Source organism: Myxococcus sp. AS-1-15 (assembly GCF_020037055.1).
In the GTDB taxonomy this organism is placed as follows: domain Bacteria; phylum Myxococcota; class Myxococcia; order Myxococcales; family Myxococcaceae; genus Myxococcus; species Myxococcus fulvus.
In genome coordinates this window covers 646,470-667,917 of the sequence record NZ_JAIQDF010000002.1, presented here as the reverse complement: position 1 = coordinate 667,917, position 21,448 = coordinate 646,470, and the positions used below count along the sequence as shown (strand labels likewise).

Annotated in this window: 17 protein-coding genes; 7 read left to right on the top strand and 10 right to left on the bottom strand. The window is 69.7% G+C overall.

The annotated features are described in order from the left end of the window. Positions 1-143: 143 nt before the first annotated feature. Positions 144-347 carry a hypothetical protein gene (locus tag K8625_RS08485; RefSeq protein WP_223749229.1) on the top strand — a complete coding sequence of 68 codons (204 nt, stop codon included), beginning with the start codon at positions 144-146 and terminating at the stop codon, positions 345-347. An 84-nt stretch (positions 348-431) separates the two neighbouring features. On the opposite strand, the gene K8625_RS08480 is transcribed toward K8625_RS08485, so the two are convergent. The 4 genes from K8625_RS08480 to K8625_RS08465 all read right to left on the bottom strand — a co-directional run bounded on the left by K8625_RS08480 (position 432) and on the right by K8625_RS08465 (position 7,485). Beyond that, positions 432-2,165 (bottom strand): DUF4397 domain-containing protein, encoded by a 1,734-nt coding sequence (locus K8625_RS08480; protein WP_305070875.1) that lies wholly within the window; start codon positions 2,163-2,165, stop codon positions 432-434. Between the two features lie 41 nt (positions 2,166-2,206). Continuing rightward, positions 2,207-4,978, bottom strand: coding sequence for a hypothetical protein (locus tag K8625_RS08475; protein WP_223782383.1), 2,772 nt, complete (start codon positions 4,976-4,978; stop codon positions 2,207-2,209). Positions 4,979-5,235: 257 nt separating this feature from the next. Further along, on the bottom strand, positions 5,236-6,276 hold the full coding sequence (locus tag K8625_RS08470) for a Virginiamycin B lyase (RefSeq protein WP_223782382.1): 1,041 nt from the start codon (positions 6,274-6,276) through the stop codon (positions 5,236-5,238). A 90-nt stretch (positions 6,277-6,366) separates the two neighbouring features. Next, positions 6,367-7,485, bottom strand: a complete 1,119-nt coding sequence (locus tag K8625_RS08465) for a substrate-binding domain-containing protein (protein ID WP_223782381.1) — start codon at positions 7,483-7,485, stop codon at positions 6,367-6,369. Between the two features lie 704 nt (positions 7,486-8,189). On the opposite strand from K8625_RS08465, the gene K8625_RS08460 reads away from it, so the two are divergent. Both K8625_RS08460 and K8625_RS08455 read left to right on the top strand, forming a co-directional pair. Beyond that, positions 8,190-9,431 carry a hypothetical protein gene (locus tag K8625_RS08460; RefSeq protein ID WP_223782380.1) on the top strand — a complete coding sequence of 414 codons (1,242 nt, stop codon included), beginning with the start codon at positions 8,190-8,192 and terminating at the stop codon, positions 9,429-9,431. A gap of 287 nt (positions 9,432-9,718) precedes the next feature. Continuing rightward, positions 9,719-12,238 carry a sodium-translocating pyrophosphatase gene (locus K8625_RS08455; protein ID WP_223782379.1) on the top strand — a complete coding sequence of 840 codons (2,520 nt, stop codon included), beginning with the start codon at positions 9,719-9,721 and terminating at the stop codon, positions 12,236-12,238. A gap of 68 nt (positions 12,239-12,306) precedes the next feature. On the opposite strand, the gene K8625_RS08450 is transcribed toward K8625_RS08455, so the two are convergent. After that, a complete protein-coding gene (locus tag K8625_RS08450) occupies positions 12,307-12,846 on the bottom strand; it encodes a hypothetical protein (RefSeq protein WP_305070874.1) in 540 nt (179 codons plus the stop codon). 251 nt (positions 12,847-13,097) lie between these two features. On the opposite strand from K8625_RS08450, the gene K8625_RS08440 reads away from it, so the two are divergent. The 3 genes from K8625_RS08440 to K8625_RS08430 all read left to right on the top strand — a co-directional run bounded on the left by K8625_RS08440 (position 13,098) and on the right by K8625_RS08430 (position 14,601). Beyond that, a complete protein-coding gene (locus K8625_RS08440; protein WP_046710823.1) occupies positions 13,098-13,301 on the top strand; it encodes a cold-shock protein in 204 nt (67 codons plus the stop codon). Positions 13,302-13,405: 104 nt separating this feature from the next. Next, positions 13,406-13,972, top strand: coding sequence for a DUF99 family protein (locus K8625_RS08435; RefSeq protein ID WP_223782378.1), 567 nt, complete (start codon positions 13,406-13,408; stop codon positions 13,970-13,972). 206 nt (positions 13,973-14,178) lie between these two features. After that, a complete protein-coding gene (locus K8625_RS08430; protein ID WP_141331705.1) occupies positions 14,179-14,601 on the top strand; it encodes a hypothetical protein in 423 nt (140 codons plus the stop codon). A 209-nt stretch (positions 14,602-14,810) separates the two neighbouring features. On the opposite strand, the gene K8625_RS08425 is transcribed toward K8625_RS08430, so the two are convergent. From K8625_RS08425 to K8625_RS08415, 3 genes are read right to left on the bottom strand one after another with little or no spacing between them, the layout of a single operon-like run. Beyond that, positions 14,811-15,284: an NUDIX hydrolase gene (locus K8625_RS08425; protein ID WP_223782377.1), complete on the bottom strand. Its 474-nt coding sequence runs from the start codon at positions 15,282-15,284 to the stop codon at positions 14,811-14,813. A 59-nt stretch (positions 15,285-15,343) separates the two neighbouring features. Further along, positions 15,344-15,835 (bottom strand): hypothetical protein, encoded by a 492-nt coding sequence (locus K8625_RS08420; RefSeq protein ID WP_223749219.1) that lies wholly within the window; start codon positions 15,833-15,835, stop codon positions 15,344-15,346. Continuing rightward, complete coding sequence (locus tag K8625_RS08415; protein WP_223749218.1) at positions 15,822-16,376, bottom strand: DUF2378 family protein; 555 nt, start codon at positions 16,374-16,376, stop codon at positions 15,822-15,824. Before K8625_RS08415 ends, K8625_RS08420 begins: the two co-directional genes overlap by 14 nt. A gap of 54 nt (positions 16,377-16,430) precedes the next feature. Between K8625_RS08415 and K8625_RS08410 the strand changes: the two genes are divergently transcribed. Further along, positions 16,431-17,183, top strand: coding sequence for a hypothetical protein (locus K8625_RS08410; RefSeq protein ID WP_223782376.1), 753 nt, complete (start codon positions 16,431-16,433; stop codon positions 17,181-17,183). Between the two features lie 61 nt (positions 17,184-17,244). On the opposite strand, the gene K8625_RS08405 is transcribed toward K8625_RS08410, so the two are convergent. Beyond that, the gene (locus K8625_RS08405; RefSeq protein ID WP_223782375.1) at positions 17,245-20,361 is read right to left on the bottom strand and encodes an efflux RND transporter permease subunit; all 3,117 of its coding nucleotides are present in this window, start codon (positions 20,359-20,361) and stop codon (positions 17,245-17,247) included. A 12-nt stretch (positions 20,362-20,373) separates the two neighbouring features. Next, entirely contained in the window at positions 20,374-21,441 is a 1,068-nt protein-coding gene (locus K8625_RS08400) for an efflux RND transporter periplasmic adaptor subunit (RefSeq protein WP_223782500.1), read from the bottom strand. Between the last annotated feature and the right edge of the window lie 7 nt (positions 21,442-21,448).

Genomic DNA, 21,448 nt, shown 5'->3' with positions numbered 1-21,448 from the left:
TCCATCTCACGACAACCATTCCCGAGCCCAGGGAATGAGGCTGAAAAAGCAACGACTCCAGGTCGACGGTCTCCGGCTGGAAATGAGCACGGCGTCGCCCGGGTAGTCCTCCCGCGCGGAATCCTCCGCGCATGGGAGGACACATGTATCGAATCATGATGAGCACGGCGTTGATGGTGGGACTGGGCGGAGGCTTCACCCTGGGAGCCTTCCCGCTGGCGGCGGAGGCCGCGGGCCCCTCCATCCCGCCCATCTGCAGCAGGTCCGAGTGCCAATACCAGTGCAGCCTGTCGGGTGCGAATGGCGCCTGCATCAATGGGATGTGCCTCTGCTACATCGACGTCTGACACCCCGGGTCGCTGAAAACACCGCGCCCACCTCGAGCCCCTGTTGCAAGGGCCCGGGTGGGCGTCGGAATCGTCAGGCCCGACTCACGGCGCCGGCAGCGGACTGAAGCTGGCGTCGTTGGGGCCCGAGGCGCCCCAGTTGTTCTGCCGGACGTTGAGCGTCCGGTACGTGAGGGAGCCCTCCCACTCACCGATGAGGATGAGGAAGGATGGAGTGGCGAGCACCCTGCCCCGGATGAAGCGCTCCAGTGAGGACCCACCCGTCGTGCGCACGCCCAGCCACGTGTACGCCGGGGACGTGTTGGACACGGGCGGAGAGAAGACCACACCCGCCGCGGGCTCGGTGGCCGTCAGGAACGACGCCTCCGTGAGGAGCGGCGAGAAGTCCCCCCGACTGAAGCCATCCTCCAGCATCGAATAGGACCCGAAGTCGAGCGGCGTCGGCGCGCTGGCCGAACAGTGGATGAAGCGCAGGAACGCCGACGGAGGCACCTCCGCCGCGAACCGCTCCCTCACCACGGTGAGCGTCGGCGAGGCGCCCTGTCGTCCACACAGCACGCCCAGGTAGCGGCCACCGGCCTCCAGCGGCCCGCTGTTCGCGGACTCGAGCACCGCCTGCCCGGGCTGACCATTGACGGTGACGCGCACGGGTACGCCCGTCTCCGACACGGGCAGGTCCGCCACCTTCGGCGACGTGCCGTAGGTGATGCCCGTGGCGATGTTGAGCGACTGGTAGACGACCTGGAGCGAGGACGCCGTGCCCCCGGGTGTGGCGGGGAGCAGCCCGTTGAAGAAGTAGACCAGCGGTCCGCGCCGCAGCCGCACGACCTGGTCCTGCTTCGCGGTGATGATGAGCAGCGCGGAGGCCCCATCATCCGGCAGCGTGCGCCGGTCCTCACCGGTGTTGATGACGTAGTACGCCCGCCCCTCCTCGAGCGTCCGCGGCGGCAGGTTGTAGTAAAGCCATCCACTCTGCGAGGGCGTGAAGGCCGGGCTCGCCCCCGTGACGCTCACCCTCACGTCCTCCCGTGGAACCTGCACCCCCTCCTCGTGCTCGTCCACCGAGTAGGCATTGACCGTGTTGCCCTCGTAGGGATTGCCCGCCTCGTCGGCCAGGCGCCGCGTCGCCGTCGCGGAGGTGACCCGGTCCGCCGACATGAAGCGCACCCGCACCAGGTCCGGCTCCGTCTCGACCCCCAACGCGTCATCCCTCAACACCACCAGCCGAGGACGGTCCGGTCGCTCCTGTCCCACCTGGAGCAACGAGCCCGCGCCCACCACCGTCACCCACGTCCCCGCCTCCAGCGTGAAGCCCACCTGCGCGAGCACCGGAGCCGACTCGCCTCCTTCCGTGTCGCGCGCCACGAACACCACCTCCTGCGTGTCGCCCGTGAGAATCACCTCCTGGAACGCGGTCACCGCCTCGCCCCCCGCCTCCACCGAGGTGAACAGCTTCGAGTCCCCCACGTGCAGGTCCACCGAGAAGGGCGCCCAGGGCTGGTCCGTCACATCCGTGGGATTGCCCTTCGAACCCAGGAAGGCATTCACGAAGCGCACCCGCGCCCGAGGCCGCGTGTCCGGCCCCGCATCCGGAATCCCCGCATCCGGAGTCCCCGCGTCCGGCACGACAGGGCCCCCATCCGGCCCACTGTCGACAGGTCCGGGGCCGGAGTCCCGTCCCGCGTCCGGCACGCCCGAGTCCGGCACGCCCGAGTCGGGCCTCGGGTCCTCGGAATCATCTCCACACCCGATGGGCCCCACCGACAACAGGCCCGCCAGCATCAACAGCCACACACGCAGGAGTCTGCTCTGGGTCACGTTGGCGCTCCGGAAGAAAGGACTCACACGGCCAGGGCCGCTCACGGCGTCACTCCACGCTCACACTCGGTCCGCAGGGGATGGATGGCGCTCGCGCCACGCGACAGCTCGTCACGCAGGTAGAAGTAGGCCATCACCCCCACGTTGAACTGCGCGCGCTGCAGCCACTCGGTGAGCGCGGGCTCCTGTCCGCCGCGCACCGCGTCCGTCAGCACGTTGTCGAGCGTGCAGACCTCCTCCCACATCCGCACGCCGCCCACCGCGTTGCGATTGCCACTGGGAGGCTCCGCCGACGCGGTGCCGAAGCTCCCCGTGCGGATGAGGTCACACGCCCCGCGTCCCGCACCCAGCATGTTCGCGCCCCACTTGCTCCAGTCCGAGGCGCGCGGCGAGAAGTCGATGTCCACCTCGCCGTATTTGATCCACGCGCTCATGAACTCCGGCGTGAACTGCACCGTCGTCCCACCCGACGCCATGTACGCCAGGTAGCGAGCCGCCCCATGGGGGTTCAGGCTGTCGAACACCCCCAGGTTCGACACCCCGTCCGTCGCGCCGAACATGCCGCTGACCAGGTTGGCCACGCGGCCCCCGTTGAGCGCCACCAGCACCTTGGCCGCGCCCGTCTGTCCATCCCCCGCGCGTCCGTGGCAGTTGGCGCAGATGCCCTGGTACGCCGTGGCCCCCGGCGTGGAGTAGTACAGCTCGCCCCAGGGCGCGCGCGGGTTGCCCAGCGCGTTCACCATCCACTTGTCGCGCGAGTCGTTCCACGGGTCATGCCCGTCGGGAGGACTGCTCCGCGTGGGGAACGAGCAGACGCGCTTGGGCTGCCACCAGTTGGTGGGGAAGCGCTTCTTCGCCAGCTGCTCGTGGCGCTCGGTGATCGCGTACCGCGTGAGGAACTCGAACGGCCCGTGGCCGATGGCCTGACACCAGTCATGTCCGCGCGGCTCGTACGGCACCTTGTCGGTGAAGTCCTCGGCAATCCAGGTGACGTCCGCCGGGTCCGAGCACGAGCCCGCCACCGCGGTGTCCGCCTGCCGCAGCCGCGTCCGCACCGCCTCCAGCTTCGCCTCCGGGCTCAACGACTTCTCCGCGGGCCACTCGAGCGTCGCCAGGTAGCGCGCCACCAGGAGCGACGCGCGGCAGTCCTTGCCCGGCACGTTGGTGGGCATATGGATGACGCGCGCATCCGTGTCCCGCGCCACGCGCTGGTAGAGCGTGCTGGAGGGCGTGCGGAGGACCAGGTCCTGCTGGAAGCTGGGCACCTCGCAGTCCGCGTAGACCCGCTGCCCGTTGCTCTCCTTCACGCCGCACGGGTTCCAGCCGAACAGGATGCCCTCCGCCGTGAAGTCCAGCGAGGCGATCGCCGGGTTGCTCCGCACCGCGAACCCATGAGGACTGTGGCACTGGCCGCAGTTGCCGACGAAGTACCCCTGCAGCTCCAGCGCCGCCTTCCGGGCCTCCTCCGACCCGGGCAGCGCGCGGGCCTCGGCGAAGCGCTCCAGCCGGGGCAGGTGCTCCTCCAGCGCCGCCAGCTCCCGGAAGACGGGCACGCCGGTGACGACGCCGTAGCGCACCAGCCGGTCCATCTGGTTCAGCTCGTCCTCCTCCACCCGCGTCTTCGCGTCCACGCCCGCCTCGCCCGAGGCGCGGCGGTTGAGCTGGAGCGGCGTGAAGCCGAGGACGAAGTTCCGGGCCTCCGCGCCCGTGTGACACTGGACGCAGCGGTGGGCTCCGGGGACGGCGTAGTTGCGCGTGGCGCCGCCAATCTCGAACGCCTTGTAGACGAGGACCCGGTCCGAGAACGGCTCGTTGTCCCGGTAGCGCAGGTCATGCAGCTCCGCCACCGTCTCGTCCTCGTTCCAGAGGTAGGTGCCGAAGAGCGACTGGCTCCACGGCTCGCGCACCACGATGAGCCGCGTCTCGATTCTTCGATAGCGCCGGTGCCCGTTTCCATCGGACACCGCCTTGAAGAACGTCTTGTAGAAGCGCGTGTTCGGCGGGACGTGGAACCGCTTCGTCTCCGCGTCGTACCGGATGGACTGTCCCGCGGGGACATGAACCAGCCGCAGCTTCTTGGCGTTGTCGGAGAAGAGCGGGTACGTGGGCGCGAAGGCCACGGTGCCGTGCTCCACCAGCTTCGCCATGTCGAACGTCATGATGTCGGTGTCCGTCTCCGACAGCAGGCGCGGCAGCTTCGTGAGCCCCGCGAAGAAGGTGTCCTTCGGAGCATCGCTGCCCAGCGGATACTCCGGGGAGACGTAGGGCACGCAGTTGCCCAGGTCCGTCATCGCGTCGCCCACCTCGCGCGCCACCGCGACACCGCCCTCGGACGACGCCTCACATCGGACGGGGAACGCCCCCGCCGGAGCGCCCTGCGCCAGCCACGACTGGAGCGCGCAGGACACCTCCACCGCCTCCTTGAGCTGCGAGGGCGTCGCGCGCGGCGGCATCTCGCCCTGGGCCGCCTTCAAGGCCATGCGCGCGCCGTCCCGCTTCAACCCCTCCACATCGGAGGTGTACTGGAAGCCACCCTGGATGTTGGGCGCCACGTGGCAGGAGGCGCATTGCGCATCCACCCGCGTCTTCAGGTGGTCGAAGGTCTCCGTCACCGTGGGACGGGTGCCCGCCTGACGCAGCGGAATCCGCTCCGCCGAACGCGCGGGGAGACACGCCCGCTTGTAGGCAGGCACCTCGACCGGCACCTCCTTCACGGGCTCCGACCCGGGCGAACAGGCCAGCGCGACTGGAATCAACGTCAGACACAACAGCAGCGCGCGGCCTGGGCCCGGCCCAATCCGTGTCATCCCCATGATGATGTCCCTCCCGCATCCTCCGGATGCACCGTGACCACCCCAGGCCTCCCCCACCGGGTCCAGCTGGATGAAGGAGACCTGCCAGGATGGGGCGCACCCTAGCCGCGCGCACCGGCAGTCAATGCCAAGTCCTTGCAACAAAACCAGACACGCCCCCCGCCCGCACCCAGCCATGACACAAGACGTCTGCCTTTCGACGTCTCACGAACACGTCACGGCCGGATGCGAAGAAAGGCGCTCAGGTCCCGGCCATGTCACGGCACGGCGATGGCGCGAATCCGTCCCAGCTTGTGCGTGCCGCGCTCGGTGAACCACAGGTGCGCATCCAGGCACCAGGAGCCCGGCGGCGCGAGCACGATGCCGGAGGGCCGGCTGTTGGGTGACGCAAGGGCATACTCGGTGATGGTGCCCGCGTAGGAGATGCGGCCGATGCGGTTGCCGGCGAGTTGGGTGAACCAGAGCTGACCATCCGGCCCCAGCGCGATGGCATTGGGCTGGCTCCCCGGCGTGGGCAGGGCGAACTCCGTCACCACGCCCTCCGGGGTGATGCGGCCGATGCGGTCCCCGGCCTGCTCGGTGAACCAGACATTGCCATCCAAGCCCGCGACGATGGCGGACGGCGCGCTCCGGGCCACCGGCAGCTCGAACTCCCGGATGACGCCGTCGAAGGAGATGGAGCCAATCTTGTTGGCCGCCTGCTCCACGAACCAGAGGTTGCCGTCGAAGCCCTGGGTGATGGCGCGAGGCTGGGCACCCGCCGTCGGCAGCGCGAACTCCGTCACCACGCCCTCGGGCGTGATTCGGCCGATGCGGTTGCCCACCACCTCGGTGAACCAGACATTGCCATCCAGGCCGGCGGCGATGCCGGCGGGGCTCGAGCCGCGGCTGGGCAGCGGGAACTCCGTCACCACCCCGTCACGGGAGATGCGACCCACCTGGTTGGCGGCCAGCTCCGTGAACCACAGGTGCCCGTCGAAGCCCGAGGCAATCTGTTGCACGCCCGCGCCCGACGTGGGGAGCGGGAACTCGGTGAGCACCCCGCTCCGGGTGGCGCGCCCCACCTTGTTGGAGCCGGCCTGGGTGAACCAGAGCGCCAGGTCCGGACCCACGGTGATGCTCAGGGGACCCGAGCCCGCGGGCAGGGAAAGCTCCGAGACGTCCCCCACCGCGCCCCGCGAATCCCGGCAGACCCAGGGCGCGGCCTGGGGGTCGGACGCCAGGGCGGGCGCGCCCACGAGCGAGGTGGAGACGAGGAGCAGCGACGAGCGAAGCACGACATGAAGGTTCGAGCGCATGGGAGCAGGACTTCGGTTGGGAACGCGTTGAAAAGACGAGAGGGAACGAGGGAGCCCCCCGCTCCCTCGCTCCAGCGGGTCAGCCGATGACTAGTTGCACAGGCCCTGGCCGCGGCCCTTGTCGCCGCCGCAGTCGAGCGCGCCCAGGTCGCTGCAGGCGATGAAGCCCTGCTCGGTCAGGATGGCCTCGAAGTCCTCGGAGTTCGTGTCGTAGATCCACTCGTGCAGCGTGGCCTCGTCGAACGAGCGGGCCGTGTTGCGGTTCTCGTTCAGGAACAGCCGGCGGGACAGCGGGTAGACGTCCGTGGCGCCCGCCTGGAGCAGCTTGCGGACGTTGGTGGCGTTGGACTCCACGTAGACGCTCGTGGTGGGCGAGATGGGCGAGACGGCCTTCAGCTTGAGCTTCGAGTTGCCCGGGCGGGACGCGGAGTCACCGGCGTAGCCGATGGCGTTGGCTCCGGCCTCCGTCAGCTTGCCGATGCAGGCGGTGGCGCCGTCGGACGCGGTGCAGGGGCTGGGGTTGGCGGCGGACTCGTCCACGATGACCGTCACGCCGGGGCAGAACGCGCCGCCCTTGAGCAGCGACTTGAAGGTGTCCGTGGTGCCGGACAGGTCGTCGCGGCGGTACTTGACGATGGGCGCCGACGGCAGGCCGAACGCGCTCCAGTCCGTGGGGCACGCGCCGGGGATGGCCACGTTCGCGTTGTCGGTGGCGAAGAAGATGCGGCGCAGCTCCTGCGTGGTGAGGCCGTTGCTCGCCAGCGCCGTGTACGTGCTCGTCTTCACGAACGCGTTCACCGCGTCCAGCGCGATGGTGTTGCTGCGCTCGCCGGGGCAGCAACCCTTCGCGTCCGCGGCGGCGCCCCCCAGACAGGTGGCCCCCGACGCCGTCTTCGGCGCGGCGAAGTCACGCGACATGGGCGCCAGCGTCTGCTGGCCCGCGCCGCAGAAGCCGCTGGAGCCCACGCCGTTGCGCATGCACGCCTCGCCCACGCCGGAGCCCTTGCCCTCCACGCTCAGCCCGGAGCCCGCCTGCAGCGACCCGGCGATGAACGTGTCCTTCAGCGTGTCCGAGCCGTAGAAGGCCTGCGCCAGCGCCTGCCCGCGGCTCGACTCCACCTGCTGCCCTCCCACCACCGACTGACCACCGCAACCGACGACCGACATCGCCACCACCGTGGCGGACATCACCCACTTCATGCTGTTCATGGACGACTCCTCAGGTATCGCGGGGGATTGACGGCAAGACGCGGCCCTCTCCCCGCGAACTGGGGAGCGGTGTGGCTTCGAGTGCCTGGAGAGGACCTTCGAACCCGGAGGCCCGGGCTTCGACGAGGCGCAAGGTGCCTCAATGGCCAGACAGGCGCTGACTCAACTTGGTCAAGATTTGGCCAGCGCCGTGTCACACCCGCCGTGCGGCAGCCTTCACAGCCGCTTCGTGGCGCGTTCGTGGCGCGCGCGGGGCGCAATGTCAGACACCTGACAGCCGCTGGCCCCACACCCCGCCACCTCGCCTGCTCGTGGGTGCTACAGGCCTGTCTGCCTTCCTGCCGGCCGCGTCGTTTTTCCTCCCGCGTTGGCTGGTGGACAGGGATTTTTTCAGGAGACAGGACATCCACCCCGCCCTCCAGGCCCATGTTCCCGGGCCCCTCAGAGGGAAAACCCTTGCGGGGACGCCGCTGGCAACCTGCTTGCAGAAGCATCCCCACGGTTGAAGGGCAGAGGGTCGTCGGGGGGTTGGGCGGCGGGAGAGGCTGGGGCGGGCGATGGCGGGTTGGCGGTGGTTGAGCGTGGTGTGTCTGCTGGCGCCTGCACTCGTGGCGTGCGGGGAGCAGGCGATTGCAGCACCACGTGCTCCAGGCCCGGTGGTGGTGGTGGGGACGGCTGAGCGGGGTGGCGAGGGCGAGGGGGTCATGGCGTGGTCGCGTCCGCTGGCGCACGGGGACAGCGAGGCGCCACACGCGGTGATTGCTCCCGACGGGGACGTCCTCGTCGCGGCGACATACCGGGAGCCTATGGACGTGGGGGGCGGCCCCCTGCCTTTCAACCGGAGTGCATCGAAGCCTCATCTGTTGGTGGCGCGCTTCTCCCCGGACGGGGCCCTGCGCTGGGCGCATGGTGTCATTCCGGAGGAGGGCACCTCGCGCGTGCGCGTGGGCGGGCTCGTCATCGACACCCAGGGACGGCCGTGGCTGGGCGGCGCCATCTCCGGCGCCACGCTCTCGGGCACGCGCCTGCCGGATGGTCCCTTCATCGCGCGCCTGTCGCCCACGGGCTCCGTCGAGGCCGTGAAGGGCTTCGCGGGCGAGGGCGCGCTCACCATCCAGGCCGTCACCTCCGACGCGGGCGGCGTGGTGGTGGTGGGAGACTTCAGCGGCGAGCACGACTTCGGCGACGCCGTGCGCTCGCCTCCGGACGGGGAGCGCGGCGCCTTCGTCCTGCGCCTGGACGCCCAGGGCCGCACGCGCTGGAGCCGCGTCTGGTCCGCGGGCGCGGAGGGCTTCGTCACCGCGCGCGCCGCGGGCGTGGATGCCTTCGGCGGCATCTACGTGGGCGGGGCCTACGCGGGCGCGGTGTGCTTCGGCGGTGGCCAGTTCCTCACGGTGCGCCAGCGCACGCCCTTCGTCCTCAAGCTGACGCCCGAGGGCACCCACGCGTGGAGCCGCGACTTCCGAGGCTCCACCGGCGCGGTGAACGCGCTCGCCGTGGGCCCCGACCGCGTCTACGTGGCGGGCGCATTCTCCAGCCGCTTCTACTTCCAGGGCCAGCCCCACGACGCGGGCAACCACCACGGCTTCGTCGCGGCCTTCAGCGCGGACGGCCAGGAGCGCTGGGCGCGCTCCTTCGCCGCCACCGCCACCGCGCTCGCCACGGATGACGCCGGACAGCTCACCGTCTCCGGTACCCACGACGGCGCCCTGGAGCTGGCCCGCACCGCCGCGCCCGCGGGCCTCTACGTCGCCCGCCTCCAGCCCGAGAAGGGCGACGCGCTCTGGGTCCGCACGCTCGAAAGCCCCCAGCAGCCGTCAGCCCGCACCGTGGCCGTGGATGTCACAGGGCATACATTGGTGGCTGGCGCGCTGCGGCGAAAGCTTCCGCCAGGGACGCCCTATCCGCAGCCGCAGGATGGTTTTCTTTTCCGCCTGAAACCCTGACACGAAAAATGGCGGGAAATACTTAGACGCGGCATCCCAATCATTTGTCTTGCGGGCAATCGAAGCCTGTCTCGGATTCGACTTCCCACGGGCGGCCATGGTATTCGCCGTCTCGCCTTCGGACGCGTGCCGTTCGCGCGCCTTGAAGGGCGAGGCTGTGCTGAAGCGTCGGCGCGCGGCAACTTCGTTCGCAGACGGCCAACCCCTCGACACCACTCCCTGTCATCCCGGGGCGCGGCGTTGTGGGTCGCGCTTCCGGCCGAGTCTCTGTGAGGAGTTGCACCCCCATGACAAGCACCGTTTCACGCAAGGACGCTCCGTCCCGGAGCGTCACCGGCGTGGTCGCCAGGGCCCTGGGGCTCCTGTCGGTCCTCGCCGCCACGTCCGCTCACGCCAGTGAGGCGGACCTGGTCCTCCCCGACTTCGCCTCCAAGACGTTCCTGGGCGGCGGACTCAATGGCCATCAACTGCTGTTGTCCGGCATCGCGGTGAGCGTGCTGGGGCTCGTCTTCGGCTTCCTCCAGTACGCGAGCCTCAAGAAGCTGCCCGTGCACCGGGCGATGCTGGAGATTTCCGAGCTCATCTACGAGACGTGCAAGACGTACCTGATGACGCAGCTGAAGTTCATCGGCGTGCTGTGGGCGCTCATCGCGGTGGTGATGGTGGGCTACTTCGGCTTCCTGCGTCACATGGACGCGGGCCGGGTGGGCATCATCCTCGTCGCGAGCCTCGTGGGCATCGCCGGCTCGTGCGGCGTCGCCTGGTTCGGCATCCGCGTCAACACGTTCGCCAACAGCCGCACCGCCTTCGCGAGCTTGCGCGGCAAGCCCTACCCCACCTACGCCATCCCCCTGCAGGCGGGCATGTCCATCGGCATGGTGCTCATCAGCACGGAGCTGTTGCTGATGCTGGCCATCCTGCTGTTCATCCCGGCGGACTTCGCGGGCCCGTGCTTCATCGGCTTCGCCATCGGCGAGTCGCTGGGCGCGTCCGCGCTGCGCATCGCGGGCGGCATCTTCACCAAGATTGCCGACATCGGCTCGGACCTGATGAAGATCGTCTTCCGCATCAAGGAGGACGACGCGCGCAACCCGGGCGTCATCGCGGACTGCACGGGTGACAACGCGGGTGACAGCGTGGGCCCGTCCGCGGACGGCTTCGAGACCTACGGCGTGACGGGCGTGGCGCTCATCACCTTCATCCTGCTGGCGGTGGGCGAGGGCTTCCGGGTGGAGCTGCTCGTCTGGATCTTCATGATGCGCATCGTGATGGTGCTCGCGTCGCTGGCCGCCTACGCGCTCAACAACGTGTACCAGTCCGCCAAATACAAGAACGCGGACCACATGAACTTCGAGCACCCGCTCACCGCGCTGGTGTGGGTGACGTCCATCATCTCCGTGGCGCTGACGTTCCTGGTCAGCTACCTGCTCATCCCCAACCTCAACGGCGACCCGTCGCTGTGGTGGAAGCTGTCCGCCATCATCACCTGCGGCACGCTGGCGGGCGCCATCATCCCGGAGGTCATCAAGGTCTTCACCTCCACGGAGAGCCGCCACGTGCGCGAGGTGGTGACGGCCAGCCGCGAGGGCGGCGCGTCGCTCAACGTCATCTCGGGCCTGGTCGCCGGCAACTTCTCCGCGTACTGGATGGGGCTCGTCATCGCCATGCTGATGGGCCTGGCGTTCTGGTTCAGCGGCTCGGGCGTCGCGGGCGAGGGCGTGGGCCAGCTCATGATTGCCGCGCCGGTGTTCGCCTTCGGCCTGGTGGCCTTCGGCTTTTTGGGCATGGGCCCGGTCACCATCGCCGTGGACTCGTACGGCCCGGTGACGGACAACGCGCAGAGCGTCTACGAGCTGTCGCTCATCGAGAACGTCCCCGACGTGAAGGACGAGGTGAAGCGCGACTTCGGCTTCACGCCGGACTTCGAGAAGGGCAAGGAGTACCTCGAGGAGAACGACGGCGCGGGCAACACCTTCAAGGCCACCGCGAAGCCGGTGCTCATCGGCACGGCCGTGGTGGGCGCCACCACGATGATCTTCTCCATCATCGTGCTGCTCGTCGGCATCAAGAACGGCGTGCTCGACCCGGAGAAGGCCCAGTACCTGTCCCTGCTGCACGCCCCGTTCCTGTTGGGCCTCATCACCGGCGGCGCCGTCATCTACTGGTTCTCCGGCGCCTCCATGCAGGCGGTGTCCACGGGCGCCTACCGCGCGGTGGAGTTCATCAAGGCCAACATCAAGCTGGAGGGCGTGGAGAAGGCCAGCGTGTCGGACTCCAAGAAGGTCGTCGAAATCTGCACGCAGTACGCGCAGAAGGGGATGATCAACATCTTCCTGGCGGTCTTCTTCAGCACGCTCGCCTTCGCCTGCCTGGAGCCCTACTTCTTCGTGGGCTACCTCATCTCCATCGCCATCTTCGGCCTGTACCAGGCCGTCTTCATGGCGAACGCGGGTGGCGCCTGGGACAACGCCAAGAAGCTGGTGGAGGTGGAGCTCAAGGCCAAGGGCACGGACCTCCACGCGGCCACCGTCGTCGGTGACACCGTGGGCGACCCGTTCAAGGACACGTCCTCCGTGGCGCTCAACCCGGTCATCAAGTTCACCACCCTCTTCGGCCTGCTCGCCGTGGAGCTGGCGGTGGAGTTGGAGGCCTCTGGCCAGGGCCAGCTCACCCGCATCCTCTCGGTGGTGTTCTTCGTGCTCTCGACGGTGTTCGTCTACCGCAGCTTCTACGGCATGCGCATCCAGAGCGTCGCCGGCGCCAGCGCGCCCGAGTCCAAGCCCCAGGCCGCGGTGAAGACGGCCTGAGCGCCGCCTCCCCTGCGTGATTCAACAGCGGCGGGGTGCCTGTCCCAGGGCCCCGCCGCTTCGCGTCTTCAGGCGCCGATGCCCTCGGGGTCCGTCAGGTGCTCGCCGCCCAGGTGCATGCCCGTCTGGCAGCGGTAGTCCGTCACCAGCGCCACCGCCAGCGACGACAGGCCCAGCAGCACGTGCGCCGCGGCGGTGAGGGGGTGCCTCTTCGCATAGCCCAGCGCGAAGGGCGCCAGCACCGCCGCCGCGCCGTGGACGTAGTCGAACAGCTCATGCACCTCGATGGGGATGAGCTTCGAGACGCTCAGCCGCGCGTCGGTGAGCAGCGTGATGCCAACCAGCGACGCGCCCAGGGCCCAGCCCGCTCGACGCGCTGTCCCATCCTCGGACAGGTGCCCGGCCACCACCGCGGCCACGCCGGCGCGGTAGTCCAGCAGCGTGTGGACCTCCGAGGGCACCCAGCGGCGCAGCGGGAAGCGCTCCAGGAGCGGCCGGGAGAGGATGCCCGCCCGGGCGCTGGTATCCACCAGGTGGCGCGCCACCCGGCGGGGGGCGCTCTCCGCCCGGGGGAAGGTGGGAGGGGGAGGCAGCAGGGACAGGCTCATCGCGGGGTCCTTTCCGGGGCGGTACCGAGGGCTCCTCCTGACGGTAGGCACGCCCGCCGCCAGCGCCCCTCCCCGCATGCCTGCGGAAGTAGGAATCCCGGCCACCACTCCTCACCCCTCCCGCACGGCAAGCGGCCGAGGGGGCTTCCACTCAGCCGGCCGCCCCAGGCAGACTATGTCCGACTTACGGCCTCTACATTCTCAGAGGCCGATAACCGCGGCGCGCCGCACCACCCGAGAGAACGCGATTCATGGCAACTGGTACCGTGAAGTGGTTCAACGATGCGAAGGGCTTTGGTTTCATCGTGCAGGACGGTGGCGGTGAGGACGTGTTCGTCCACCACACGGCCATCAACATGGATGGCTTCCGGACGCTGCAGGAAGGCCAGAAGGTGGAGTTCGAGGTCGGCCGCGGCCCCAAGGGCCTCCAGGCGCAGAACGTTCGCGCCGGCTGAGCCTTCTTCCCAGTCCGGACGTCCCTGAAGCCCGTCTCCGCGTCGCGCGGGGTCGGGCTTCTTCCTTTCCGACGGGGGGCGGGCTTTGCGAGGCTGGGCCGCCCATGCGCCTGCCCCGCTTCCCCCGAGTCATCGGCTTCGACGATGGGCCCTTTCCCCGCCGCGCGGGAGTCTCCGTGCCCCTGGCGGGCGTGGTCTGCGCGGGCACGCGCTTCGAGGGGCTCGTCTGGGGGCGCGTGCGCAGGGACGGCTGGAACGGCACGCGCGAGGTGTGCCGGCTGCTGGAGGGCGGCAAGTTCCTGCCGCAAGTGCACCTGGTGTTGCTGGATGGCATCGCGTTCGGCGGCTTCAACGTGGTGGACCTGCCCGCGCTCGCGGCGCGCCTGGGCAAGCCGTGCGTGGCGGTGATGCGCAGGCCGCCGGACCTGGACGCGGTGGAGCGCGCGCTGAGGCGGCTGCCGCGCGCGGACGAGCGCTGGGCCACGCTCCGCCGTGCGGGGCCCATCCATCAGCTTGCGGGCTTCACCTTCCAGGTGCAGGGCGCCGGGCCCGACGACGTGGCGGAGGCGCTCCGGCGCGTGACGGACAGGGGCCACGTGCCGGAGGCGCTGCGGCTGGCGCACCTCATCGGCTCGGCGGTCGTCACCGGAGAGAGCAGTCAGCGCGCCTGAGTCGGATGTGACTCGACTTCACGTTGGGCGCGGAGGATTGCGCTGGCGTGAGATGGGGATGCGCGCTGGTGGCAATGTTCCATCGTCCCGGGTCTGTTGCGACACAATTCCTTTCGACTATTCCAGGGCGGACAGACTGTCCGGGGGTGGTTTCGGAGTGGCCCGGATGTTTGTTATTGTTTGTCCTCCCCAGGAGGGAGGGCTCCATGTTCGAGGTCTCCAACGATACGAACCGCCGCACCGTCACGGTGCGGTTGAAGGGCTTTGTCCGACCCAATGAGATGAAGGACTTCGCCGCGGCCTACCGGACCGCGACGGATACGTATGCGAAAGGCCGGCACCTGGTGCTGGCGGATATGCGGGGCTTGAAGGCGCTGGAGCCGGAGTCGGCGGCCATCTTCGGCGAGGTCGTCCAGTACGGGCGCGAGCGGGGCTGCCTGGTGTGCGTGCATGTGTCGGACTCGGTCATCGCCCGGCTCCAGACGGCGCGCGTGGCCTCCGAGACGGTGACGGAGAACGGCGACATCACCGTGAATTGTGTGTCCATCGAGGAAGCGGACAAGCAGCTCGCCAAGGCCCGTACCCAGCACTTCCTGGTCAACGAGCCCGCGGTCGCCCACGCCCGCTGACGACGGTCTCCTCTCCCCGCACGGGCCCCCTCCTCGACGTCACTGTCGCGCCCGCACGGGGATTTCTCACCCTGGCAATCCCTGTCTCGAGGACGCCGGCTCACCCCGGCCTGGCGGTGCCATGTCTCGAGACACGGCCGCGGAGGTGACGCGGCGGGAGCGGGCATGGCCCCGTGGGCCCATCGTCTGCCCGCGTGGGATTGCCGGGGTCAGCGGCGTGAGCGCGCGTGCTCCAGGTAGGCACGGACCATGGGCGAGACGGGCAGGCGCAGGGCGGTGTCCAGGTCGATGAACGCCGCCCAGGTGACCTCGCGGTCATCGATGGTGAGCGTGGGCTCGTGGTCCACGTCGAGCTCGAGGAAGCGGACGTGGTCCTCCTTGTTCTCGGTGGTGCCCACGGTCTCGAAGACGGGGCGCAGGGAGGACACGTCCACGCGCAGGCCGACCTCCTCGTGCAGCTCGCGGGCGCCGGCCTGCTCGGGGGACTCGCCCCCGTCCATGCCTCCGCCGGGCATGCTGAGCGGGTGCTTGTAGGAGTTCTGGAGGAGCAGCACCCGGCCGGCGTGCCACACGCCGACGAAGACGCCCTGCGTCCTGGGGTGACGCACGAGCCAGTACAGCCGCGCCAGCGTGTACGCGCCCCGGTACCCCGTGCGCGCGAGCGCATCCACCCACCGCTTCACCGTGGCCTCCTTCCGGCACAACCCGAGCCCCCGTCATAGCAGGGACGCGGCAAGGGCCCCTACCGGGCGCGGACCTCGGGCGGCACCTGCGCGAGCCAGCCCACCTCCAGCACGCCCCACAGGCCCAACAGGATGGCCTCCGCGGCGTCGTGGCGCAGCGAGGTCGGCTTCGGGGCGCCGGACCACGCGATGACCCTGCGCGCCAGTCCGTCCGCCGCGTCCTTCGCCTGTCCGCCACTGCGCTGCTCACGGGCGTACAGGAGCCGCTCGCGCCAGTCCTCGGCGGAGACGCGCAGCACGGGCAGCGCGCGCCGTGCGGACTCGCGCTCCCAGACGTCCGCCACGGGCCCGCCGCCCTCGAGGACGAGCCAGGCCAGCTCGCCCGAGCCCGCGAGGACCGAGGGCACCGCGCGCTTCAGCCGCGACTGGCTGCCGAAGTTCTGCGAGCGGTACGTCCGCAGCCGCCCATCCGGTCCGTACAGGGCGAGCCCCGAGCGCAGGCCCAGGTCCACGGCGAGCAGGCCCGGCAGGGAGGGCTCAGGAGACTCCATTGCGCCACGTGCAGCGGTAGGTGACGTCGGCGGAGGTGAAGCCCGCCACGGTGACGAGCGGCTGCACGGCGCCGGTGGCGCGCAGGCCCGCGCGCAGGGCGCCCTGGGTGAAGTAGCGGATGGGGCCGGCCTCGTTCATCCAGAGGTCCACCTCGTTGGAGGAGACATCCTCGATGCGGGCCTCGGTGTAGTTGTTGCCGGAGCGGAACATCTGCTGGGCGCGGCCCACGCCGCGGCGAGGGCCCAGAAGCTGGATGACGCTGAAGAGGGCGCGCCCCATCGCCGTCTCGCGGTAGCCGTCCACCATGCGCTCACCCAGCAGGGCATAGCCCTCCTCGGGGGGCACGTCGGGGTGCAGCTCCTGGGCGGCGACGCGGACGGCGGAGCACCAGATGTCGAAGTCGTAGGCGGGCCGGAGCTTCTTCTTCAGGTCCAGGCCGACCTCGTGCAGGCGGTCTCGCAGGACGGGCGTGACGCGCCCCGCGAGTCCCCTCACGAAGAGCCCTTCGAAGGTGTGCTCGAAGACGAGCTTCTCCGGCATGTTCACCAGTGTACTCTGGACCCATCTGTCGTTGCAGCGGGGAACGAAAACACCATGGGTCTCCAACGAGAGCTGGCCGTGATGGCCATGAACGCGACGCCGCTTCCGGGCAAGACGAACTTCCTGGAGGAGCTGGGGTTGGTGACGCCGGTGCCGGCGGTCCGGGGCTCCATCGGGGCGGTGGCGCACGAGCCGTTCCTCGCGTTCGAGAACAAGCGGCTGTTCGACTTGCTGGTGGCCTTCACCATCGCGGACTTCCCGGACGACGTGGGGTGCTCGGACTACTTCAATCCGCACAGCCCCTGGTACAACGTGTTCTACGGCGCCTATGGCGTGCGCTCGTACAAGCGGGACGGCAACCCTTGGGGTTTCCGGAGCGATGGACGGGTGGACGTGGAGGAGATGCTGGAGATTCCGCGGCTGGACTACAACTTCCTGACGGCGGGGGAGATGGGGTGCCCGGCGTCGCGGATGTGTTTCGAGCCGCTGGAGGTGACGACGGGGCGGCAGGGCGCGTGGCACAGCGCGGACGTGGCCTGTCTCATCCCCAGCGGGTTGCATCGCACCGAGGACGCGCAGGCGCCGGACCTGAGCTACTACGCGGTGTTCGGCGTGCCGGAGGAGGACTACCTCGCCGGTGGCCGGGAGAGCTATGAGCCGGTGAGGATGCGAGGGCGCATGTACTTCCGCCCCGTCTCCGAGCGCCTCACGCTGGTCTGGGGAGGACTGTGTCCGGACACGCCGGACGGCCAGGCGCTCATGCGCGCCATCCTCGACACGATGACGCCCGTGTACACGGGCGGGTGAGCCACTCCGGAGACAGGGCCCGAGCCAACCGCCTCGGGCCCCGTGTTTCACACAGACGGTGTCACGCGGCCTGACTGGGCCCGGACGCCACCGGCTTCACGGCGGGCCCGGCCGCGGGCGTCTTCTTGCGACCGAAGCGCCCCACCCGCTCCATCGCCGCGAACACCACCGGCACCACCAGCAGCGTCAGGAACGTGGACGTGATGACGCCGCCAATCACCGAGATGGCCATGGGCGCCCGGAACTCCGAGCCCGTCCCCGTGCCCACCGCCGTCGGCACCATGGCGATCGCCATCGCCGCGCTCGTCATCAGGATCGGACGCAACCGACGAGGCCCCGCCTTCATCAGCGCCTCGTCCACCGAGTCACCCTCGCGCAGGTGCTGCAACGCTCCGTCGATGAGCAGAATCGCGTTCTTCGTCACCAATCCCATCAACAGGATGATGCCAATCATCGCGCCCATCGACAGGTGGTAGCCCGTCAGCACCAATCCCAACAACGCGCCCACCAGCGCCAGCGGCAAGGACGCCATGATGGTGAACGGGTGCTTGAAGGACTCGAACTGGCTCGCCAGCACCATGTAGATGAACACGAACGCCAGCATGAAGGCCGTGCCGAACGCCTCGTTCTGCTCATCCATGCTCTTCATCTGGCCGTCGTAGACAATCGTGTACCCCGGCGGCAGCGGCGCCAGCGCCACCTGCTCCTTCAGCTTCGCCGCGATGTTGCCCAGCGCCGCGCCCTTGCCCAGCTGTGAGAACACGGCAATCTGCCGCTCGCGGTTCTCGTGCTCGATGACGCTCGGCCCGTCCCGCAGCTCCACGCTCGCCACGTCCGTCACCGGCCTCAGACCCCGGGGCGTGAACACCTCCAGCTGCCGCACCCGCTCCGGCGTGCTCCGGTCCTTCTCCGCCAGCCGCACCCGGATGTCCGTCTCCGTCGTGCCCTCGCGCAGCTTCGCCACCACGTCGCCGCCAATCGCCAGCCGCAGCTGCGTCGCCAGCCCCGCAGCGTTGATGTCCGCGTCGCTCGCCCGCGCCCGGTCGATGTGCACCTGGAGCTCCGGCTTGGGCGGATTCGCCTCCACCCGCACGTCCGCCGTCCCCTCCAGCTTGCGCAGGATGTCGGCGATTCGCTCCGCCTCCACCTGCACCCGCGCCAGGTCCGGCCCCGTCACCCGCACCATGATGGGATAGAAGTCCCCCCCCATGCCCTCGAGGATGGGCGGGTCGCTCAGGTTCACCCGCGTGGCCACCAGCCCCGCGAGCAGCTCGCGCGCCTCCTCCTTCAACTGCGGGATGCCCTTGGTGCGCTCGCCCTTGCCCACCGTCAGCACGCGCAGCCGCGCCTTGTTCACGTCGCCGTTGGTGCCCACCACCGAGTAGACCGCCGTCACCTCCGGCAGCTTGCGCAGCAGCTCCTCCGCCTCCCCCGTGCGCGACTCCGTCTCCGCGATGCTCGCCGAGTCCGGCAGCTGCAAATCCACCATGAACTGCGAGCGGTCCTCCGCCGACAGGAACTCCAACCCCAGCCGGCTCGACGCGCCGAACGACACCACCAGCACCACCACGGTGATGCCCGTCGTCAGCCACTTGTGCGCGAGCACCCAGCGCAGGATGCGCTCGTACACGCGCTCCGTGCCGTCCAGGAAGGCGCGCAGCCACGCCGCCACCGCGTTGTCCTTGTGCACCTCGCCCGGCCTGCGCTGCTTGGCGAGCCGCGCCGACAGCATCGGGTCCAGCGTGAAGGAGATGAACAGCGAGATGAGCACGGCGACCGAAATCGTGATGCCGAACTGCTTGAAGAACTGACCGACGATGCCCGGCATGAACGCCACCGGCACGAACACCGCCACCAGCGACAGCGTCGTCGCCAGCACCGCGAGGCCGACGTCGCGCGTGCCGTTCGCCGCCGCGCTCATCGGGTCCTCGCCCTTCTCCAGCCGGTGGGTGATCGCCTCGCGCACCACCACCGCGTCGTCGATGAGCAGACCGATGGCCAGCGACAACCCCAGGAGCGTCATCTGGTTGAGCGTGTAGTCCAAGAGGTACATCGCGAAGAACGTCCCCAGCACCGACGTGGGCAGCGCCAGCGCGGAGATGAACGTGCCGCGACCATCCAGCAGGAACAGCAGGATGATGAGCACCGCCATCGCGCCGCCGAAGATGAGCGCCACCCACACCTCGTGCGCGTTCTCCTTGATGAGGTCCGACTGGTCGATGAGCAGCCGCGCCGTGAAGCCCTGCCCCACCTCCGGCCCCATGTCCTTGAGCACGCGCTTGACGTTGTCGCTCACCGCCATGGTGTTGGAGCCCGGCTGCTTCACCACGTCCAGGATGACGGCGTCCTGCCCGTTGAGCCGCGCCACCGTGCGCCGCTCCGCCACCCCGTCCGTCACCGTCGCAATCTCCTCCAGCCGCACCTGCGCGCCCGTGCGGCTGCGCGCCACCGGCAACCGGCGGATCTCCTCCACGTCCTTGAACTGCCCCAGCGAGCGCACCGTCAGCTCGCTCGAGCCCAGCTGCAGCCGGCCCGCCGGCAGGTCCAGGTTCTCCGCCCCCACCCGCTGGGCAATCTCCAGCGGGGACACGCCCGCCGAGCGCGCCTTGTCCAGGTCCAGGTCGATTTGAATCTCGCGCGTGTCGCCGCCCGTGATTCGCACCTCCGCCACGCCCTCCAGCTGCGCGAGCGCGGGCTTGATGCGGTCATCGATGAGCCGGCGCAAATCTTGGGAGCGCAGGTCCGCGGACACCGCGTACGTGAGGATGGGCGTGGCAGACAGGTCCACCCGGCCCACCACCGGCGCGTCCGCCGTCTGCGGCAGCTTGTTGGCGATGCCCGCCACCTTGTCGCGCACCTCCTGCACCGCGCGGTCGATGTTGGTGGACAGCTTGAACTGCACCACCACCGTGCTCAGGTTCTCGCGGCTCCAGGAGTGGATCTTGTCCACGCCGCTGATGCCCGCGACGGCATCCTCGATGGGCTTGACGACCTGGGTCTCGATTTCGCCCGGACCCGCGCCCTTGTAGACGGTGCTGACGACCACGACGGGGAAGGCCACGTCCGGATACAGGTCCGTGCCCAGCCGCCCCAGGCCCATCAGGCCGAGGACGACGAGGCACAGCGACAGCATCGTGGTGAAGACGGGCCGACGGATGGAGACGTCGCTCAGGAGCATGGCGGCGTCCCTCTACTTCACGGTGACGCGCGAGCCCTGCGACAGGCTCGGCGTGGGGTGGTCGATGACCGACTCGAACTCGGAGCGCGCCAGCACCACCACCTCGCGATCGCGCCGCTCCAGCACCTGCACGTCCACCCGCTTCACCTCGCCGCCCGAGCCGACGATGAGCACGTGGTCCCCGTTCGCCGAGGACAGCGCCGAGCCCGGCACCACCCGCGCGTCCTGGTCATCCCCCAGCTGGAGCACCGCGCGCGCCAGCGTGTGCGCCACGAAGCGGCCGTCCGCGTTGGGCACCGCCAGCTCCACCGGCACCCGACGCGTGGCCGGGTCCGCGGAGGGCAGGATGGTGCGCACCACCGCGTCCTCGGTGAAGGCGCCGCCGGCGATGGACTCCACCCGCACCTTCTGGCCGGGCTTGAGCCGGGCGCGCAGCGACTCCGCCACCGTCGTCTTGAGCAGGAGCGTGTCCAGCCGCTCCAGGTTGAACAGCGGCGTGCCCGGCCCCACCGTGGCGCCCGTCTGCTCCGGCGCGTCGATGAGCGTCCCCTCGAAGGGCGCCTTCAAGTCGTGCCGCCGCCGGGCCGCCCGCGCCTGCGCCAGCTGCGCCTTGGCCGCGAGCAGCTGCGCCTGGGCCTGCGCCGCCTGCGCCGCGGTGGAGCGGTTCTGCAAATCACTCACCCCGCCCTCCTTCTGCAGCGTCTGGTTGCGCGCGGCCACGTCCGCGGCCATGTCCGCCCCGGCCTGCGCCGCCGCCACCGCGGCCTCCGCCTGCGCCACCTGCGCGTCGGCAATCTCCACGTCCAATTGCCCCAGCACGTCCCCCTTCTTCACCACCGTCCCCTTGCCCACCTTCACCGCGGCCAGCCGCCCGCCCACCTCGAAGCCCACCTGGAGCATCTGCGCGGGGAACAGCGTGCCCGTCACCTCCTCGCGCGGCGCGGCCTTCACCGTGCGCGCGGACACCAGCTTCACGGAGGGCGGCGCGGCCTCCGTCTTCGCTCCGGCGGCGGGCGTGGAGGACGCATCCGCGCGGGAGCAGGCGGACACGGACAGCGTCGCGGCGACGAGCCCCGCCATGGCGAGC

Bases quoted from the DNA above. Each gene is read 5' to 3' on its own strand.
- K8625_RS08470 (WP_223782382.1), bottom strand. From the start codon at position 6,276: ATGCGCTCGAACCTTCATGTCGTGCTTCGCTCGTCGCTGCTCCTCGTC.
- K8625_RS08485 (WP_223749229.1), top strand. From the start codon at position 144: ATGTATCGAATCATGATGAGCACGGCGTTGATGGTGGGACTGGGCGGA.
- K8625_RS08400 (WP_223782500.1), bottom strand. From the start codon at position 21,441: ATGGCGGGGCTCGTCGCCGCGACGCTGTCCGTGTCCGCCTGCTCCCGC.
- K8625_RS08450 (WP_305070874.1), bottom strand. From the start codon at position 12,846: ATGAGCCTGTCCCTGCTGCCTCCCCCTCCCACCTTCCCCCGGGCGGAG.
- K8625_RS08440 (WP_046710823.1), top strand. From the start codon at position 13,098: ATGGCAACTGGTACCGTGAAGTGGTTCAACGATGCGAAGGGCTTTGGT.
- K8625_RS08405 (WP_223782375.1), bottom strand. From the start codon at position 20,361: ATGCTCCTGAGCGACGTCTCCATCCGTCGGCCCGTCTTCACCACGATG.
- K8625_RS08410 (WP_223782376.1), top strand. From the start codon at position 16,431: ATGGGTCTCCAACGAGAGCTGGCCGTGATGGCCATGAACGCGACGCCG.
- K8625_RS08460 (WP_223782380.1), top strand. From the start codon at position 8,190: ATGGCGTGGTCGCGTCCGCTGGCGCACGGGGACAGCGAGGCGCCACAC.
- K8625_RS08465 (WP_223782381.1), bottom strand. From the start codon at position 7,485: ATGAACAGCATGAAGTGGGTGATGTCCGCCACGGTGGTGGCGATGTCG.
- K8625_RS08430 (WP_141331705.1), top strand. From the start codon at position 14,179: ATGTTCGAGGTCTCCAACGATACGAACCGCCGCACCGTCACGGTGCGG.
- K8625_RS08415 (WP_223749218.1), bottom strand. From the start codon at position 16,376: ATGCCGGAGAAGCTCGTCTTCGAGCACACCTTCGAAGGGCTCTTCGTG.
- K8625_RS08420 (WP_223749219.1), bottom strand. From the start codon at position 15,835: ATGGAGTCTCCTGAGCCCTCCCTGCCGGGCCTGCTCGCCGTGGACCTG.
- K8625_RS08435 (WP_223782378.1), top strand. From the start codon at position 13,406: ATGCGCCTGCCCCGCTTCCCCCGAGTCATCGGCTTCGACGATGGGCCC.
- K8625_RS08455 (WP_223782379.1), top strand. From the start codon at position 9,719: ATGACAAGCACCGTTTCACGCAAGGACGCTCCGTCCCGGAGCGTCACC.
- K8625_RS08475 (WP_223782383.1), bottom strand. From the start codon at position 4,978: ATGGGGATGACACGGATTGGGCCGGGCCCAGGCCGCGCGCTGCTGTTG.